At 39.9% G+C, this 15,881-nt stretch carries 17 protein-coding genes and 1 riboswitch; of the genes, 14 read left to right on the top strand and 3 right to left on the bottom strand.

Going from position 1 to position 15,881, the window contains the following annotated elements; all coding sequences use genetic code 11:
- Positions 1–130 precede the first annotated feature (130 nt).
- The 7 genes from MuYL_RS12995 to rplT all read left to right on the top strand — a co-directional run bounded on the left by MuYL_RS12995 (position 131) and on the right by rplT (position 6,834).
- Entirely contained in the window at positions 131–2,266 is a 2,136-nt protein-coding gene (locus tag MuYL_RS12995) for an ATP-binding protein (protein ID WP_094570989.1), read from the top strand.
- 10 nt (positions 2,267–2,276) lie between these two features.
- Positions 2,277–2,720 (top strand): response regulator, encoded by a 444-nt coding sequence (locus MuYL_RS12990; RefSeq protein WP_094570988.1) that lies wholly within the window; start codon positions 2,277–2,279, stop codon positions 2,718–2,720.
- 72 nt (positions 2,721–2,792) lie between these two features.
- Positions 2,793–3,431 (top strand): response regulator, encoded by a 639-nt coding sequence (locus MuYL_RS12985; protein WP_094570987.1) that lies wholly within the window; start codon positions 2,793–2,795, stop codon positions 3,429–3,431.
- A gap of 196 nt (positions 3,432–3,627) precedes the next feature.
- Positions 3,628–5,553, top strand: coding sequence for a threonine--tRNA ligase (gene thrS, locus MuYL_RS12980; RefSeq protein ID WP_094570986.1), 1,926 nt, complete (start codon positions 3,628–3,630; stop codon positions 5,551–5,553).
- Between the two features lies 1 nt (position 5,554).
- Positions 5,555–6,121, top strand: coding sequence for a translation initiation factor IF-3 (gene infC, locus MuYL_RS12975; protein ID WP_094570985.1), 567 nt, complete (start codon positions 5,555–5,557; stop codon positions 6,119–6,121).
- Between the two features lie 91 nt (positions 6,122–6,212).
- Positions 6,213–6,413 carry a 50S ribosomal protein L35 gene (gene rpmI, locus MuYL_RS12970; RefSeq protein WP_094570984.1) on the top strand — a complete coding sequence of 67 codons (201 nt, stop codon included), beginning with the start codon at positions 6,213–6,215 and terminating at the stop codon, positions 6,411–6,413.
- Between the two features lie 76 nt (positions 6,414–6,489).
- Positions 6,490–6,834: a 50S ribosomal protein L20 gene (gene rplT, locus MuYL_RS12965; RefSeq protein WP_094570983.1), complete on the top strand. Its 345-nt coding sequence runs from the start codon at positions 6,490–6,492 to the stop codon at positions 6,832–6,834.
- Between the two features lie 103 nt (positions 6,835–6,937).
- Here the strand turns inward: rplT and MuYL_RS12960 are convergent, their stop codons facing one another.
- On the bottom strand, positions 6,938–7,651 hold the full coding sequence (locus MuYL_RS12960; RefSeq protein WP_094570982.1) for an SRPBCC family protein: 714 nt from the start codon (positions 7,649–7,651) through the stop codon (positions 6,938–6,940).
- Positions 7,652–7,766: 115 nt separating this feature from the next.
- Positions 7,767–9,014 (bottom strand): serine hydrolase, encoded by a 1,248-nt coding sequence (locus MuYL_RS12955; RefSeq protein WP_094570981.1) that lies wholly within the window; start codon positions 9,012–9,014, stop codon positions 7,767–7,769.
- Positions 9,015–9,106: 92 nt separating this feature from the next.
- A riboswitch (cobalamin riboswitch) is annotated at positions 9,107–9,304 on the top strand.
- Between the two features lie 105 nt (positions 9,305–9,409).
- Here MuYL_RS12955 and MuYL_RS12950 point away from each other — a divergent pair.
- The 4 genes from MuYL_RS12950 (at position 9,410) to MuYL_RS12935 (ending at position 13,530) form a co-directional block, all read left to right on the top strand.
- Positions 9,410–11,332, top strand: coding sequence for a TonB-dependent receptor plug domain-containing protein (locus tag MuYL_RS12950; protein WP_094570980.1), 1,923 nt, complete (start codon positions 9,410–9,412; stop codon positions 11,330–11,332).
- Between the two features lie 49 nt (positions 11,333–11,381).
- Entirely contained in the window at positions 11,382–11,954 is a 573-nt protein-coding gene (locus MuYL_RS12945) for a DUF6580 family putative transport protein (protein WP_094570979.1), read from the top strand.
- Between the two features lie 109 nt (positions 11,955–12,063).
- On the top strand, positions 12,064–12,759 hold the full coding sequence (locus tag MuYL_RS12940) for an SIR2 family NAD-dependent protein deacylase (RefSeq protein ID WP_094572932.1): 696 nt from the start codon (positions 12,064–12,066) through the stop codon (positions 12,757–12,759).
- A 51-nt stretch (positions 12,760–12,810) separates the two neighbouring features.
- Positions 12,811–13,530, top strand: coding sequence for a Dph6-related ATP pyrophosphatase (locus MuYL_RS12935; protein WP_094570978.1), 720 nt, complete (start codon positions 12,811–12,813; stop codon positions 13,528–13,530).
- A gap of 230 nt (positions 13,531–13,760) precedes the next feature.
- Here the strand turns inward: MuYL_RS12935 and MuYL_RS12930 are convergent, their stop codons facing one another.
- Positions 13,761–14,009, bottom strand: coding sequence for a hypothetical protein (locus tag MuYL_RS12930; RefSeq protein ID WP_094570977.1), 249 nt, complete (start codon positions 14,007–14,009; stop codon positions 13,761–13,763).
- Between the two features lie 131 nt (positions 14,010–14,140).
- On the opposite strand from MuYL_RS12930, the gene MuYL_RS12925 reads away from it, so the two are divergent.
- Genes MuYL_RS12925 through MuYL_RS12915 form a run of 3 tightly spaced genes read left to right on the top strand, consistent with a single transcriptional unit; the run spans position 14,141 to position 15,860 of the window.
- Positions 14,141–14,620, top strand: coding sequence for a GAF domain-containing protein (locus MuYL_RS12925; RefSeq protein WP_094570976.1), 480 nt, complete (start codon positions 14,141–14,143; stop codon positions 14,618–14,620).
- The gene (locus MuYL_RS12920; protein ID WP_094570975.1) at positions 14,617–15,261 is read left to right on the top strand and encodes an alpha/beta hydrolase; all 645 of its coding nucleotides are present in this window, start codon (positions 14,617–14,619) and stop codon (positions 15,259–15,261) included. The genes MuYL_RS12925 and MuYL_RS12920 overlap by 4 nt, the downstream gene beginning before the upstream one ends.
- Complete coding sequence (locus tag MuYL_RS12915; RefSeq protein ID WP_094570974.1) at positions 15,258–15,860, top strand: DNA-3-methyladenine glycosylase; 603 nt, start codon at positions 15,258–15,260, stop codon at positions 15,858–15,860. Before MuYL_RS12920 ends, MuYL_RS12915 begins: the two co-directional genes overlap by 4 nt.
- Positions 15,861–15,881 lie beyond the last annotated feature (21 nt).

Below are 15,881 nucleotides of genomic sequence, written 5' to 3'. Positions count from 1 at the left end.
GATTAATAATTAAATAATATTTCGTAAATTTTCTATATCTGAAATTTTATTTTATTTAATAACGATAAAACAAAATTTTATTTTTTATTGTTTAATCTACAATAAATATAATTCCGCGGTTTACGATGATATGGGTGAAAGAACTACTTCAAATGAATTAATCATAGCTAATCTCCGGCTTGCACTCCAAAATGAAGAGAAAGGAAAGCGGGCGCAGGAACTTGTGATCGCAAATAAAGAGCTGGCTTTTCAAACTAAAGAAAAAGGCAAACGGGCAAAAGAACTGATCATTGCTGACAAAGAACTGGCGTATCAGACTAAGGAAAAGGGGAAGCGCGCTGAAGAATTACTCATTGCCAACAAAGAGTTAGCTTATCAAACTGAAGAAAAAGGAAAACGGGCTGAAGAACTACTTATTGCAGATAAAGAGCTTGCCTTCCAAACTGAGGAAAAGGGGAAACGGGCCGAAGAACTGATAGTCGCCAATAAAGAACTGGCTTTTCAAAATAAAGAAAAGAAAAATCGGGCAGCAGAGCTGATCATTGCTGACAAAGAACTGGCGTATCAGACTAAGGAAAAGGGGAAGCGCGCCGAAGAATTGTTGATTGCCAATAAAGAGTTAGCTTATCAAACCGAGGAAAAAGGCAAAAGGGCCGAAGAATTGGTTATTGCCGATAAGGAGCTTGCATTTCAAACAAAGGAAAAGAGGAAACGGGCTGAAGAATTACTCATTGCCAACAAAGAGTTAGCTTATCAAACTGAAGAAAAAGGAAAACGGGCTGAAGAACTAATTATTGCAGATAAAGAGCTTGCCTTCCAAACTAAGGAAAAGGGGAAACGGGCTGAAGAACTGGTAGTTGCAAATAAAGAACTGGCTTTTCAAAATAAAGAAAAGAAAAATCGGGCCGCAGAGCTGATCATCGCCAATAAAGAGCTTGTTTTTCAAAACAAAGAAAAGGAAAAGCGGGCCGCAGAACTTCATATTGCCAACAAGGAGCTGGCATTTCAAAATACGGAGAAAGAAAATCGGGCCGCAGAGCTGATTATCGCTAATAAGGAACTTGTTTTCCAAAACGGGGAAAAAGAACGCCGGGCAGCAGAGCTCATCATAGCAAATAAAGAACTGGCTTTTCAAAACCAGGAAAAAGAAAACCGGGCGGCGGAACTTATTATCGCAAACAAAGAACTTGTTTTTCAAAACGAGGAAAAAGAAAAGCGGGCCGCAGAACTGCATATTGCCAACAAGGAACTGGCCTTTCAAAATACAGAGAAAGAAAATCGTGCGGCAGAGCTGATTATCGCAAACAAAGAACTCGTTTTTCAAAACCAGGAAAAAGAGAAGCGGGCAGCAGAGCTCATCATAGCAAATAAAGAACTGGCCTTTCAAAACCAGGAAAAAGAGAATAGGGCTGCGGAACTGTTCATCGCTAACAAAGAACTGGTATTTCAAAACCAGGAAAAAGAAAAGCGGGCTGGCGAATTGGTAATTGCCAACACGGAGCTTAAAAAAGCAGAAGAAGATGTGCGCAAATTCAACGAAAAGCTGGAACAAAAGGTAATTGAACGAACAGCTCAACTGGAAATAGCAAATAAGGAATTGGGCTCGTTTTCCTATTCTGTGTCACATGACCTGAGAGCGCCGATAAGAGCAATTAATGGTTACGCCAGGATACTGGAGGAAGATTATTGCGACAAATTTGACGAAGAAGGGTCAAAAGTATTGCATTCTATTATGCGTAACTCGAAAAAGATGGGGGAGTTGATAGATGACCTGCTGGCATTTTCAAAACTAGGACGCAAGCAGGTAGCGTTTATGGACATTAATATGGGTGCACTTGTAAATGCAGTGAAAGACGACTTATTAATTGACAATGATAAGAGCAGGATCGAATTTAAAATAGGTAAGATGCCACCGGCAAAAGGAGACCAATCCCTAATTAAGCAGGTTTGGATAAACCTTGTTTCAAATGCTATAAAATATTCAAAATACAAGCCAAAAACATGTATTGAGATAGGCGCGTACGAAAAGGATGACCTGGTTTGTTATTTTGTAAAAGATAACGGCGCCGGTTTTAACATGCAATATTACGATAAGCTTTTTGGGGTTTTTCAGCGATTGCACCTGCAGGAAGAATTTGAAGGCACCGGCATCGGGCTGGCAATAGTGCAAAAAATTATAAACAGGCATGGCGGTACGGTTTGGGCGACATCCCAGGTAAATGAAGGGTCGCAATTTTATTTCAGTCTCCCATGCCTTAATTCCTAAAATAACAAAAATGAATTATAACAACGTTGAAATTTTATTTGTTGAAGACAGCACCGACGACGCAATGTTAACCATAAGAGCGCTTAGAAAGAGTGGATTTTCAAATAGCCTGCATCATGTAACTGACGGGGCGGAGGCACTTGATTTTATTTATTGCAGGGGGATGTATGGGTTAAGGAACGTTAACGATAAGCCTAAGCTGATTTTACTCGATTTGAAAATGCCTAAAATAACGGGATTGGAGGTTCTGGCGACAATAAAAGCCGACCCGAACAACCGTTTTATACCAGTGGTGATCCTTACTTCCTCAAAAGAAGATCCCGATATTCAAAAGTGTTACGCACTTGGTGCTAATAGCTATATTACCAAGCCAGTTGAGAGCGATAATTTTTTTAATGCGATTAAAGAAATAGGGCTTTATTGGATGGTATTAAGCCAGTTGCCCAATAATTGATCAAATTATATCCCTAATTGTAATCAGTTTGAAGATGACAATACTTGAGTTCGATCACCTAAAATTGATACAATGAGAACTGCTTTTAAAATTTTGATACTGGAAGATAACCAAAGCGATGTTGATCTGCTGCAACGTGAACTTAAAAGAAATGGATTGTATTTTGTGTGCGAGGTGGTGCAAACCCGGGAATCATTTGAAAATGCGCTTGATAATTATTTCCCCGATATTATATTATCAGATTTTACACTCCCTGCATTTGATGGTATCTCAGCATTTAATATCAGGCAGATTAAGGCGCCTGATACCCCATTTATTATAGTGTCGGGATCAATAGGTGAAGAGCGTTCTGTTGAACTGATCAGGGACGGCGTAACTGACTATGCGCTAAAAGACAAGCTATTTTCACTGTGCCCCAAAATAAACCGCGCATTAGCTGATGCCGCAATCAGGAAGGAAAAAAAGCAAACAGATACTGAACTAAAAAAACAGTATGAAAAATTACTTAAAGTTGCGTTCCTTCAATCGCACCAGGTAAGGGTGCCCATAGCCAATATTTTGGGATTGTACAGTTTGTTTAATTTTGAAAACGCAGAGGACCCTATGAACGGTAAAGTGCTGCAAATGTTAAAGCTGGTAGCTGAAGACCTTGATAAAACCATCCACGAAATAGTACAGAATACCAGCGAAATAAGGGATATTATCAAATAGTTTGAAGTTTATCAGGAACAAAAACCGTTATGGCGTCGTAACCGGTTTTTTGGAAATAAAACAATTTTGCGGTAGTAATTGAAATTTTAACGGTGAAACCGACTAAAAAACGCTAAATTTGCCTATAACTAATAAATCACTTTGTAGGTGATTATTTAAAACTTTCTTTTTTATAAACTTTAAATCATAGTTGTAGATGATTAATATTACACTCCCTGACGGTTCTGTTCGTCAGTATGAAAAGGGCATTTCGTCCATGCAGATCGCACAATCGATCTCCGAAGGATTAGCAAGAAACGTGTTAGCAGCCGAAGTTGATGGCCAGGTTTGGGACGCAAGCCGCCCAATTGAAGCCGACGCCCATGTGAAACTTTTAACCTGGAATGATGCCCAGGCAAAGGCAACGTTTTGGCATTCATCAGCTCACCTGATGGCCGAGGCGCTGGAAGCGCTTTATCCCGGAACAAAATTTGGAATAGGACCCGCGATTGAAACAGGATTTTATTACGATGTGGATTTCGGCGAGCGTGAATTCTCATCTGATGAATTTAAGCTGATAGAAGACAAGATAATTGAGCTGGCTAAAACCAAAGAGGAATATATCCGTAAGCCGGTTAGCAAGGCCGACGCTATTGAGTACTTTACTGAAAAAGGCGACGAGTACAAGCTCGACTTATTAAAGGACCTGCCAGATGGCTCGATTACCTTTTATACACAAGGCAATTTTACAGATTTATGCCGCGGGCCACACATCCCGAATACTGGTTTTATAAAGGCTGTAAAGCTGATGAGTGTTGCTGGTGCGTACTGGCGCGGTGATGAAAGCCGCAAGCAGCTAACCCGTATTTACGGTGTTACCTTCCCTAAAGCAAGCGAGCTTACTGATTACCTGCATTTGCTGGAAGAAGCAAAAAAACGCGATCATCGCAAGCTTGGTAAAGAAATGGAGTTATTTGCCTTTTCAGAGAAAGTAGGCATGGGCTTGCCATTGTGGTTGCCAAAAGGCGCTGCATTACGGGAGAGGTTGACGAATTTTCTTCAAAAGGCACAGGTAAAAGCCGGTTACGAACAGGTTATTACGCCGCATATCGGTCATAAAAATCTGTATGTAACATCTGGCCATTATGAAAAGTATGGAGCCGATTCGTTCCAGCCAATAAAAACACCGCAGGAAGGTGAAGAGTTCTTTTTAAAACCAATGAACTGCCCGCACCATTGCGAGATTTACAAAACAAAACCCAGGTCATACAAGGATCTTCCCGTTCGCTATGCCGAGTTTGGAACTGTTTATCGTTATGAACAAAGCGGTGAATTGCATGGTTTGACCAGGGTACGCGGTTTTACACAGGATGATGCACACTTGTTTTGCAGGCCCGACCAGGTAAAAGATGAATTTAAAAAAGTTATTGACCTGGTGTTATATGTATTTAATGCCTTGGGATTTGACAACTATACAGCGCAGGTATCGCTTCGCGATCCTAACAACAAAGCTAAATATATCGGCACTGACGAGAACTGGGCTCTTGCAGAATCGGCAATTATTGAAGCAGCTGAAGAAAAAGGCCTGCCAACAGTAGTTGAGTACGGCGAAGCTGCTTTTTACGGGCCTAAGCTTGACTTTATGGTAAAAGATGCCCTGGGAAGAAAATGGCAGCTTGGAACTATCCAGGTTGATTATAACTTGCCCGAGCGTTTTGAATTGGAGTACACCGGTAGTGATAACCAAAAACACCGGCCGGTAATGATTCACAGGGCACCTTTTGGTTCGCTGGAACGTTTTGTGGCTGTGTTAATTGAGCATTGTGCAGGTAATTTCCCGTTATGGCTTTCGCCCGAGCAATTTATTATTTTGCCGATCTCGGAAAAATATGAAGATTATGCAAAAAAACTTTCAGAATCGTTAAAAGATTCCGATATTTGCGGGCTTATTGATTTCAGGGATGAGAAGATCGGGCGAAAAATCCGTGATGCTGAAGTCAAAAAAATCCCTTATATGCTGATTGTGGGAGAAAAAGAAACCAACGAAGGTTTGGTATCTGTACGTAAACATGGTCAGGGAGATATGGGAAGTATGAGCATAGAAGAATTTAAACAACAAATAATTAAAGAAATAACAGTATAACTTGGCATTAAACAAACCTTTCAACAGAGGACCCAGGCTACCATTTAAGAAAAAGGAAGCCGAGCACAACATCAATCAATTTATCAGGGCCCAGGAGGTTCGTCTTGTAGGCGACAACGTGGAGCAAGGCATTTTTTCATTAAGGGATGCGTTGGCTATTGCTGAAGAGCAGGAGCTTGACCTGGTTGAAATATCGCCTAACGCAGTACCTCCGGTTTGTAAAGTAACGGACTATAATAAGTTTATTTACGAGCAGAAGAAAAAGCTTAAGGAAATAAAAAGCAATGCCAAGCAAACCGTTATTAAAGAAATAAGGTTTGGACCGAACACTGATGATCATGATTTTGAATTTAAATTAAAACATGCCATTAAGTTTTTGGAAGCAGGCGAAAAAGTTAGAGCTTACGTGCACTTTAAAGGCCGTGCTATAGTTTATAAAGAGCAGGGCGAAATTTTGCTTTTGCGCTTTGCACAAGCACTTGAAGAGGTAGGTAAGGTTGAACAATTGCCAAAGCTTGAAGGAAAACGGATGTTTTTAACCGTTACACCTAAAGCAGCTAAGAAATAGAGATTAGAGACTGGAGGTTAGGAAGAACAAGCTTTCAGCTTTCACCTCAAAACAAGCAATTAATTAATAAATTATATATATACAGACGGTTATGCCAAAAATGAAAACCAATTCCAGTGCCAAAAAGCGCTTTAAGCTTACTGGAACAGGTAAAATCACCAGGAAGAACGCCTACAAAAGCCACATCTTAACCAAGATGTCGACAAAACGTAAGCGTAACCTTACTCACACCAGTTTAGTATCTGATGCTGACATGGGTAACGTAAAACGTATGCTTTGCATAGGTAAGTAATTAACAAATTTTTAACCAGGTATTAGAGTTTTTAAGTTCAATTTTAATTTGACACTCACTACCAAAAAACAACAACATGCCACGTTCAGTTAACGCAGTAGCGTCGAGAAGACGCCGGAAAAGAATCATGATCCTTGCAAAAGGATATTGGGGTTCACGCAGCAAGGTTTATACCGTTGCAAAAAACACAGTTGAAAAAGGTTTACAGTATGCGTACCGTGACCGTAAGACCAAGAAAAGAGAATTCAGAGCTTTATGGATCCAGCGTATTAACGCAGGTGCCCGTCAGCACGGAATTTCTTACTCTCAATTAATGGGTAAATTAACTAAAAGTGAAATTGGTTTAAACCGTAAGGTGTTAGCTGATTTGGCTATGAATCACCCAGATGCTTTTAAAGCAGTTATTGATGCAGTAAAATAAACATGGATTCCAACGAATCTTAGGATAATATAAAAAACCCGCTAAATGCGGGTTTTTTTATTGGCAAAAATTAGATTGTTGATTTAAGACCAATGCTAATTCACTATAATACAATTATAACACCTTCTTTTTCAACTATATCCATGTATTGCTTAAAGTTTTGTACATCATCGTCAACTAACTTTTTAAATACCGGATTAAATATGTGTGCCAGGCTTGCGCCAATACCACCAGCAGGAGGCTGATAGCTTATAACTACGTCAACCAATGTACCGCCATCTTCTGTATCACGAAAACGAACCTTTCCGGCATTATCGATTATAGAGTCCGGTAACGAGCTCCAGCCAATCATGTAACCAGGATCATCATGTACAATTTCTGCGTCCCAACTAACGTTAGCCACACCTGTAGGCAGTTTTAATACCCAATGCGACCGTTTGTCGTCAATTAAATCTACACTTTCGAGGTGATTCATAAACAGGGGCAGGTTATCCAGTTTGCGCCAGAAGGCATAGACTTCCATTCTTGACCTGTTAACGGAGAAGGACGTCCGGATATTTACATTAACAGGGGAGGTGCTAACCTTTCCCGCCTGCGAATAAAGTTCGCAATGACCGCTGATGCCCCTGTTTACCAGGTAACCGCCGGCACCCAGTTTAAGCAGGCTGGTAAACGGGCTTTTGAAAATGTTCCTGATGCCCGAAAAACTTAGTTTAACTCCGGCAGCTATTGAAATATAACGTTCGGGCCAATTCAAATTTATAGTAGCGGTTTCCTTATTATCGTTGGGGATGCGCTGTAATGCTGTAATTGCCATATCATGTTGTTTAAATAGGTGTACTTTTTAAACAATAAATATGAAAGGCAGTTTTCTTTAAGTGTATTTAATTTCCCTTTTGATTTAAACGTATTTTTTCAGTCAAACGATAATTTTAATATTTGAATTTAAACTTGGAGAGATCAGGCGTGAATTTTTTCGTCCGGTTTAACTCATATTCGTAAATAACCCGCCCGAGGTTTTTCATAAATGGCAGGCAAACGGTGTCGTATTCATATTTATTATCATTATAGATCCCATCTTCATTTGACTGCACAACAGCAGTTAAAATAAATTCCACATTATGTTTAAAATCAACGATATATGCATTGTCAATATCATAGCCATAAGAGTCGCCCACTTTATTAAAGATCCTTATATCCGGGTTTATCGCCGCAGTGCTATCCGCACCATAAAGCAGGAATTTGCAAAAAGCGGGATAGTAGCCGGGCTGGTTGTAAGATGGTTTTTTACTTTCGCCGGGAAACATGCTCATGTAACGATAAATGAATTGATAATCATTTGGTTTTAAATTAAACTGTTGTCGCCTGGGGAATGAACCGGGAAATAATAACCTCTTTAAAACAGATTGCATATCTGCAATGGCATAAACATTCTTATCTGTAAAATCAAATGGCTGCATAACCAGTTTGTCGTTTTTGTCGAGGTAGCCCTTACCTTGTATCATATTGTCCAGGTGCATGGGATAACTATTTGTATCATATTGCGCCGGCTGATGATAAATCAGTTTGTTGTCCTGGTAAAAATCAATGGCGTTGGTATGCCGGGCGGCTTCACAACCATCGTAAACAGAAAGGCGGCCAATAATCCGGGTATTATTTAACCCATATTTTTTTAATTTATCGTTGATCTCCTTGCGGCCGACAAACTCATAAAGCCTGTTATAGGCGTAATTGTCACTTACGAGAAGGATTTTTTTAATGTAATTTTCGATGCTTGGTAAGCCATTAGCTGCTGAAGTATCTTCAAGCATTTTAGTTTCACCTTTAAAAGAGCTGTCGGTTTTCATCACTGAGCGCATATTCAGGCCTGGGAGATTTAATTCATTAAGTTTTTCAAGCGCGAATATGGCAGTTGGCAGTTTTACGGTACTGGCCGGGTAAAAATAGTGCCTGGCATTAAGCCGGTAGCTATATGAGGTGAAATGCGGTACGTTATTTTTATCGCGATCAATCCGGGTATATAAAATCTGGACCTCGTTGTGTGCAGGGTGGTTCAGGATCCCGCTAAAAAGTTCCGGGTGTGATTTTAATAAGCGCTCCAGGAATACCGTATCCGGATGTTGCGCAAAAGCAGGAATATTTACCATCAATAAAAAAAGAAATAAAATGTTCTTTAGCATATTACCAGCACGTTAATATTTCAAACTTAAACAACTCAATTAAACTGGTCAACTTAGTCAATAACATAATTTGAGTTTATAAATTCTTATTCTACATTTGCATCGCTTTAGGTTCCCGGTTAACTACCGGGATTAAAAGGGAATATGGTGTAAATCCGTAACTGTCCCGCAGCTGTAAGCTCCATAACCAATACCCAATCAAATGGGGTCACTGTTTTGATTTTGATCAGGATGGGAAGACCGGGTAAAGGGGAGTAAGTCAGAATACCTGCCCAGGCATAAATATTATTCAAAGCTTTCGGGGATTGAAGCTTGAATGTGAATGCCCATCCGGAGGTGTATTTCCATTCCAAACTTTCCATTTCTGTATGCTGCGGGTTTAAACTCACAACAACATGAAAAAAAATTACTTTTTTATTATTGCGGGCCTCGGGCTTGCACAGTCGCTGCTTTTTAGTAAAGCGGCCTATGCCCAGGACTCAACCAGGGTTCTTAATGATGTAGTAGTAACTGCTACGCGGTCGGCAAAAAAACAATCGGAAATTGGCCGGGTAGTCACCGTTATTACCAGTGAACAGATTAACAGGTCGGCCGGGAAAACCTTACCGCAGCTATTGAATACTGTCCCGGGAATTACTTTTTCAGGATCAGAAAACGCGCCGGGGATCAGTTCATCTGTATATCTGAGGGGCGCTTCAACAGGCAATACATTGATACTGGTTGATGGTTTTGCGGTTAATAATTCATCATCAATTGAAGGTGCTTACGATCTAAATGCATTTCCGTTAGATCAAATTGAAAGGATAGAGATCTTGAAAGGCAGCGGATCAACCTTATATGGATCAGATGCTGTTGCCGGCGTGATCAACATCATTACAAAACATCCGAAAGAACAAGGATTGAAAACTAATTTGCAGGCAAGCGGGGGCACATACAATACCTTTAACCAGGCAGCTGGTTTAAATGGCAAAATTAACAAGACTGGGATCGCGCTAAATTTGTCAAATACAGATTCAAAAGGTTTTGCCGCAGCTACCGACACCCTGGGTACAGGGAACTTTAAGAAAGATGGTTTTCACCAAAGGTCGGCGAGTTTAAATTTGACCCAACAGGTGTCAGAAAAATTTATGATCAACGGGAACCTGCAAGCCAGCTACAACAAAGGTAATTTGCCGGCCGGTGCTTTTACCGATGATCAGGGCTATACTTATAACAACACGTTTATTTTTGGCGGCATAGGCGGTAAGCTTCAGTTAGATAAAGGCGACCTCAAATTTAACATCAGCCAAAATAGCGTAAAAAATAATTACAACGATTTGGCCGGAGCATCTAACTTCAATACAGCTTCGTATCAAAAGAACAGCGGTAGTATAACCAATTTCGATGTATTGCTTAATTACAACATTAATAAATACCTGGATATAACCAGCGGCGAAAGCTTTAGGTATTACAGCAGCACACAGCTAAGCACCTACGACACATTAAAAAACTTACGGAATAGCATAAATAGCATTTATACTTCACTTTTTTTTAAAGCAGGAATCTTTCACATGGAACTTGGTGGCCGGTACAACCTGGATAGTAAGTACGGGACTAATTTTACTTACACGGTTAATCCGTCGTTATACCTGGCAGACCAGTTTAAGGTATTTGGAACAATTGCTTCGGCATTTAAGACACCATCGTTATACCAACTATTTTCACAATATGGTAATGATGCCTTAAGGCCCGAGACCACAACCTCGTACGAAGCCGGGTTTGATTGGGAACTGATTAAAAACACCCTATCATTCAATACCGTATTTTATAAGTACGACACAAAGGATGTGATTTACTTCAAAAACCTGGCAGATGCTCCTTATGGTATTTATGAAAATGGCTCATTTCAAAAAGATAAGGGTTTTGAAAGTGAGCTTAAGTTAAATTTAGATAAATTCACTGCATCTGCTTATGCTGCCTATGTAACAGGTAAACAGACAGATGTAACGGGAAAAGAAACCAATAATTTGTATCGCAGGCCGAAGAATACTTTCGGAGCAAACGTGTACTATCAATTCATTAAAAGCTTTTCAGCTGGGTTGAATTATAAATATACCGGTGACAGAAGTGATACAAAATTTAATGCCGACTACTCAAGCAGCATTGTTACTTTAAAACATTACAATTTGGTTGACGCGCACCTTCAGTATGATGTGGATAAGCATCTTGGTCTCTTCGCTGATCTTAAAAACCTGTTTAATGCAAAATATACCGATTGGGTGGGCTACAACACCCGCGGGTTTAACTTTATGGCGGGTATCAGATACAGGGTAAACTAACATTTTTATTTAACAGGATAATACGTAATTTTACTGCATAATTTTAAATATGTCACTTAAGAAAATTAACATCCGTACCGTAGTACTTGTACTGATAATTTTGGCAGCTTCCGTTTTTAGGCTGATCAGTTATAAATTTCCTTCTTTAAGTAATTTTACCCCAATGGGTGCGATAGCGCTATTTGGAGGGGCTTATTTTGCAGATAAGTGGAAAGCTTATTTATCGGTTTTAGTAACGCTGTTTGTAAGCGACATATTTATCAATTACCTGTACACATCAAAATGGGTTTTATATTACAGCGGCTTTATATGGATTTACCTGCCGTTCTTAATAATGGTATTTATTGGCACATTTATTAAAAAGCCAAACATTGCAAATGTTGGTCTTTCCTCAATAGCTGCAGTTGGTGTACATTGGTTAGTTAGTGATTTGCCATGGTTTTACGGAACTATGTACCCGCATAATTTAGCCGGTTATGGATTATCATTGACAGCGGCAATACCATTTGAGATCAATATGCTTTTTGCTGACGTGGTATTTTGCGGGATCCTGTTCGGTGGTTTTGAGCTGGCTAAGAGTAAATTCACAGTTTTACGCAGTAAAAAAGAACTCGCTGTTTAATTTAACATAGTTTATTAATGAAAAGCGATTCTTTTTAAAAGAATCGCTTTTTTTGTGGGCTGTTAATTGATCAGGGTAGTACCTGCATTGCGTTTCCATGATAGATAATATGAAAAAGATAGTAGTACTTACCGGGGCCGGAATAAGCGCTGAGAGTGGCTTGAAAACCTTCAGGGACAGCGATGGCCTATGGGAGGGGTATAACATTGAAGACGTAGCCACGCCCGAAGCCTGGCGGCGCAACCCTGCCATGGTGCAGCAATTTTACAATGAGCGCCGTAAATCGGTAATTGAAGCCAAGCCCAACGCAGCACATTATGCATTGGCGAAGCTGGAAGAAAAATACGATGTAACCATCATCACACAAAATATAGATGACCTGCATGAACGCGGTGGCTCAACCAACGTAGTACACCTGCATGGTATTATAACCCGTTCGCAGTCCGGTAAAAATGCAGCGTTGACTTATCCTATTGATGGTTGGGAAATAAAAATGGGTGACCTCTGCGAACTCGGCTCGCAGTTGCGCGCTCACGTAGTGTGGTTTGGCGAGGATGTACCGATGATTGAAAAGGCAGCCCGGATTTGTATGCAGGCTGATATTTTTATCCTGGTGGGCTCCTCCCTGGCCGTTTACCCTGCCGCCGGCCTTATTGATTATGTGCCGCGTAATACAACCCGGTATATTGTTGATCCTAACATCCCTTACATCAGCCAGAACGGTTCATTTGTCAAAATTAAAGATAAGGCTACAACCGGTGTAGTAACCTTAGTGGAAAGCCTGTTAGCAGGTATCAGCAATTAAACAACGTTACCCAATATACTTTCAAATAAAATTATCGCAATATCTTTCGCAATGCTAAAAAAATGCATTTTTAACTGGAGCGGCGGCAAAGACAGTAGCCTGGCTTTATATCATTGTCTCCGGGATCCGGAAATAGAGATAAAATACCTGGTAACCTCTGTTAACGATGCTGCCGACCGTATCTCGATGCATGGAGTACGCGTTGAACTGCTGATTAAACAAGCTGAAAGCATTGGAATTCCTCTGTATCAAATTCGATTGCCGGAAATGCCGGATATGGACACCTATGACAATGCTATGCGAAAGCATCTTAATTATTTTAAGGAGGAGGGAATAACACATTCTATTTTCGGTGATATATTTTTGGAAGACTTAAAAAAGTACCGTGACGACCGCCTTGCCGAAATTGGGCTGAAGGGCATTTATCCGTTATGGCAACGCGATACCAGCCAGTTGATAAGTGAATTTTTATCCCTGGGCTTCGGAACGGTTATTGCCTGCGCACAACAGCATTTGGAAAATATAGTAGGGAAGGAGATCAGCCCCGAACTCATACATTCTTTACCTGCAGATATTGACGCCTGCGGGGAAAATGGAGAGTTTCATACCTTTGCTTTCAAAGGGCCGATCTTTAAGAACGACGTAAAATATAAAACCGGCGAGAAGGTTTTTAAGGAATATAATAATCCAAAAAGCATCGGTACTTCTTCTGGTACTGCAATTAAAAACGAAGTATCCGGATTTTGGTACATCGACCTGATTCCGGCTTAACCTCCCATTTATTTGGCTAATTATGGCAACAAAATTATATTTGGCTTGGTAGATTATTTTATTATAAAAAACTAATTATCAATTATTTAATTAAATATTCTATGAGTTTTAATAAAGCCAGACACATTTAACAGCGTTCGTTTTTGTGTATTTTGCCAAATTTAATTTTGTTATTACTTTTAATTAAATATAAATACTTAATTTTCAATTAATTGTATTATTTATATAAATCAATAGTTGTACCTTGAATAGGATTCTTTAAAATCTTTTCTCATCTCCTCAAAACGAACTGATATGGTCTTTAAAAACGCTTCGTCAAGTAATTCAAATACGCTGTTTACGCCATCGAGTAAATCAGCTTCAGCAATTTTATAGGTTTGCTCCAGGTTTCCTTGCTCTATCTTCACAATAAACTTTCTGTTCATGTTAAGGATAGAAATCTTAAATTCCGGGTGAGGTAATTCTGCAATAATTCTCATGGGGTCATCTCCTTAATTTATACTCTATTCGTTGCTGTAAAGAAATTATTATGTTTTTAGATCGCCAAATAAAAGATTAAATATGAGATTAACCTTATTAACTTTAAGTGCGATGTAACTATTTTTGTGATATGGCAGAAGATTTAAAATTAATAACATCTACCGACAAAGCGGAGCAATACCGCTCATTAATCCCACAGATAGCAGCTTTGTTAACAGGGGAAACGGACCTGGTAGCAAATATGGCTAATGTAAGTGCTGCTTTAAAGGAGCAATTTAAATGGTTTTGGGTAGGGTTTTATTTGGTAAAAAACGATGTGTTGGTGCTCGGGCCGTTCCAGGGTCCAGTGGCTTGTACACGGATTGACCTGGGAAAAGGGGTTTGCGGAACTGCCTGGCAACAAAAACAAACTATCATCGTTCCGGACGTTGATGCTTTTCCCGGCCATATAGCCTGCGCTTCAGCTTCACGCTCAGAAATTGTTTTGCCGCTATTTAGCTATGGAAACGTTTTCGCAGTGCTTGATGTGGATAGTGACAAACTGGATGAATTTGATGAAACCGATGCGCAATATCTTAAACAAGTTGTAGAGCTGATCAAATTTAAATGAGTAAAATCTTCCTGATAGCCGGGCTCGGTGCAGACACCCGCGTTTATAAAAATATCGACCTGGAGGGAAGTGAAGTTACCAGTATAGAATGGGTAGAACCGGCGGGTTCTGATACTTTAAAAAGCTATTCACAAAAGCTTATTATTCAATATAATATAGAACCAGGATCAATTGTTATTGGCAACTCACTGGGCGGAATGATTGCTGTTGAGATCGCAAAGATCATCCCGTTGAAAAAAGTTATTCTTATCTCAACTATCAAAACTATTAACGAAGCTCCCTGGTATTTTTCGCTTTTTAGAAAATTGCCGGTTTATAAGCTTATCCCCGGTAACCTGTTTACCGCTATGGGATTCATGATAGAATTCATGTTCGGAAAAATGGTAAAAACGGATAGTTGGCTATTTAACGACATGCTGAAAAACTCATCGCCAACTTTTGTTAAATGGGCCATGCAAGCGATATTGCACTGGAACAATAAAGTCATACCACCCAATATTTATCACATAACCGGCGACAGGGACCTGATTTTTAATTATAAACTGATCAACGATGCTGTAATTATAAAGGGCGGCACACATATCATGATATTTAATAGGGCAAAAGAAATAAATGAGTTACTGAAAGGTATTTTGAAATGAAATTACCGGAAGCATATTACCATAACCAGGACGTTGTTGCAGTCAGTAAAAATCTTTTAGGGAAGTATTTATTTACTTGCATTGACGGTGTAAAAACAGGTGGATATATTGTTGAAACAGAGGCGTATAATGGAGCCATCGATCGCGCCTCGCATGCTTATGGCAACAAACTGACACCGCGTACTAAAACTATGTTTATGCAGGGTGGCGTTGCCTATGTGTATCTGTGCTATGGTATTCATGAGATGTTTAATATTGTAACTTCTGTTGAGGGGCAGCCGCATGCTATACTGGTACGGGCAATTGATCCAACCGAAGGCCTGAAGACCATGCTCTTGCGTCGTAATCTGCCCTTATTAAAACCGGCAATTACTATGGGTCCGGGCTCCGTAGCTAAAGCGCTGGGGATTTCCCGCGCAATTAACGCTTTTAGTTTGCTAAGTGACACAATCTGGATAGAAGACAGGGGCTTAACCTTTCCGGATGAAAGTATTTCCGCTGTGCCAAGGGTAGGTGTCGGATACGCAGGATCGGACGCATTACTTCCTTATCGTTTTTATGTAAAAGGGAACCCTTACGTGAGCAAACCAAATAAATAATTAATTTTATCCGCAATACTT

The sequence above is a fragment of the Mucilaginibacter xinganensis genome (genome assembly GCF_002257585.1).
GTDB lineage: Bacteria > Bacteroidota > Bacteroidia > Sphingobacteriales > Sphingobacteriaceae > Mucilaginibacter > Mucilaginibacter xinganensis.
Note: the sequence above shows the minus strand (reverse complement) of the source record. Positions and strands in the feature narration are given on the sequence as shown.

Bases quoted from the DNA above. Each gene is read 5' to 3' on its own strand.
- MuYL_RS12930 (WP_094570977.1), bottom strand. From the start codon at position 14,009: ATGAGAATTATTGCAGAATTACCTCACCCGGAATTTAAGATTTCTATC.
- MuYL_RS12985 (WP_094570987.1), top strand. From the start codon at position 2,793: ATGAGAACTGCTTTTAAAATTTTGATACTGGAAGATAACCAAAGCGAT.
- rplT (WP_094570983.1), top strand. From the start codon at position 6,490: ATGCCACGTTCAGTTAACGCAGTAGCGTCGAGAAGACGCCGGAAAAGA.
- MuYL_RS12950 (WP_094570980.1), top strand. From the start codon at position 9,410: ATGAAAAAAAATTACTTTTTTATTATTGCGGGCCTCGGGCTTGCACAG.
- MuYL_RS12960 (WP_094570982.1), bottom strand. From the start codon at position 7,651: ATGGCAATTACAGCATTACAGCGCATCCCCAACGATAATAAGGAAACC.
- MuYL_RS12945 (WP_094570979.1), top strand. From the start codon at position 11,382: ATGTCACTTAAGAAAATTAACATCCGTACCGTAGTACTTGTACTGATA.
- thrS (WP_094570986.1), top strand. From the start codon at position 3,628: ATGATTAATATTACACTCCCTGACGGTTCTGTTCGTCAGTATGAAAAG.
- MuYL_RS12995 (WP_094570989.1), top strand. From the start codon at position 131: ATGGGTGAAAGAACTACTTCAAATGAATTAATCATAGCTAATCTCCGG.
- MuYL_RS12940 (WP_094572932.1), top strand. From the start codon at position 12,064: ATGAAAAAGATAGTAGTACTTACCGGGGCCGGAATAAGCGCTGAGAGT.
- MuYL_RS12925 (WP_094570976.1), top strand. From the start codon at position 14,141: ATGGCAGAAGATTTAAAATTAATAACATCTACCGACAAAGCGGAGCAA.
- MuYL_RS12920 (WP_094570975.1), top strand. From the start codon at position 14,617: ATGAGTAAAATCTTCCTGATAGCCGGGCTCGGTGCAGACACCCGCGTT.
- MuYL_RS12915 (WP_094570974.1), top strand. From the start codon at position 15,258: ATGAAATTACCGGAAGCATATTACCATAACCAGGACGTTGTTGCAGTC.
- MuYL_RS12935 (WP_094570978.1), top strand. From the start codon at position 12,811: ATGCTAAAAAAATGCATTTTTAACTGGAGCGGCGGCAAAGACAGTAGC.
- MuYL_RS12955 (WP_094570981.1), bottom strand. From the start codon at position 9,014: ATGCTAAAGAACATTTTATTTCTTTTTTTATTGATGGTAAATATTCCT.
- MuYL_RS12990 (WP_094570988.1), top strand. From the start codon at position 2,277: ATGAATTATAACAACGTTGAAATTTTATTTGTTGAAGACAGCACCGAC.
- rpmI (WP_094570984.1), top strand. From the start codon at position 6,213: ATGCCAAAAATGAAAACCAATTCCAGTGCCAAAAAGCGCTTTAAGCTT.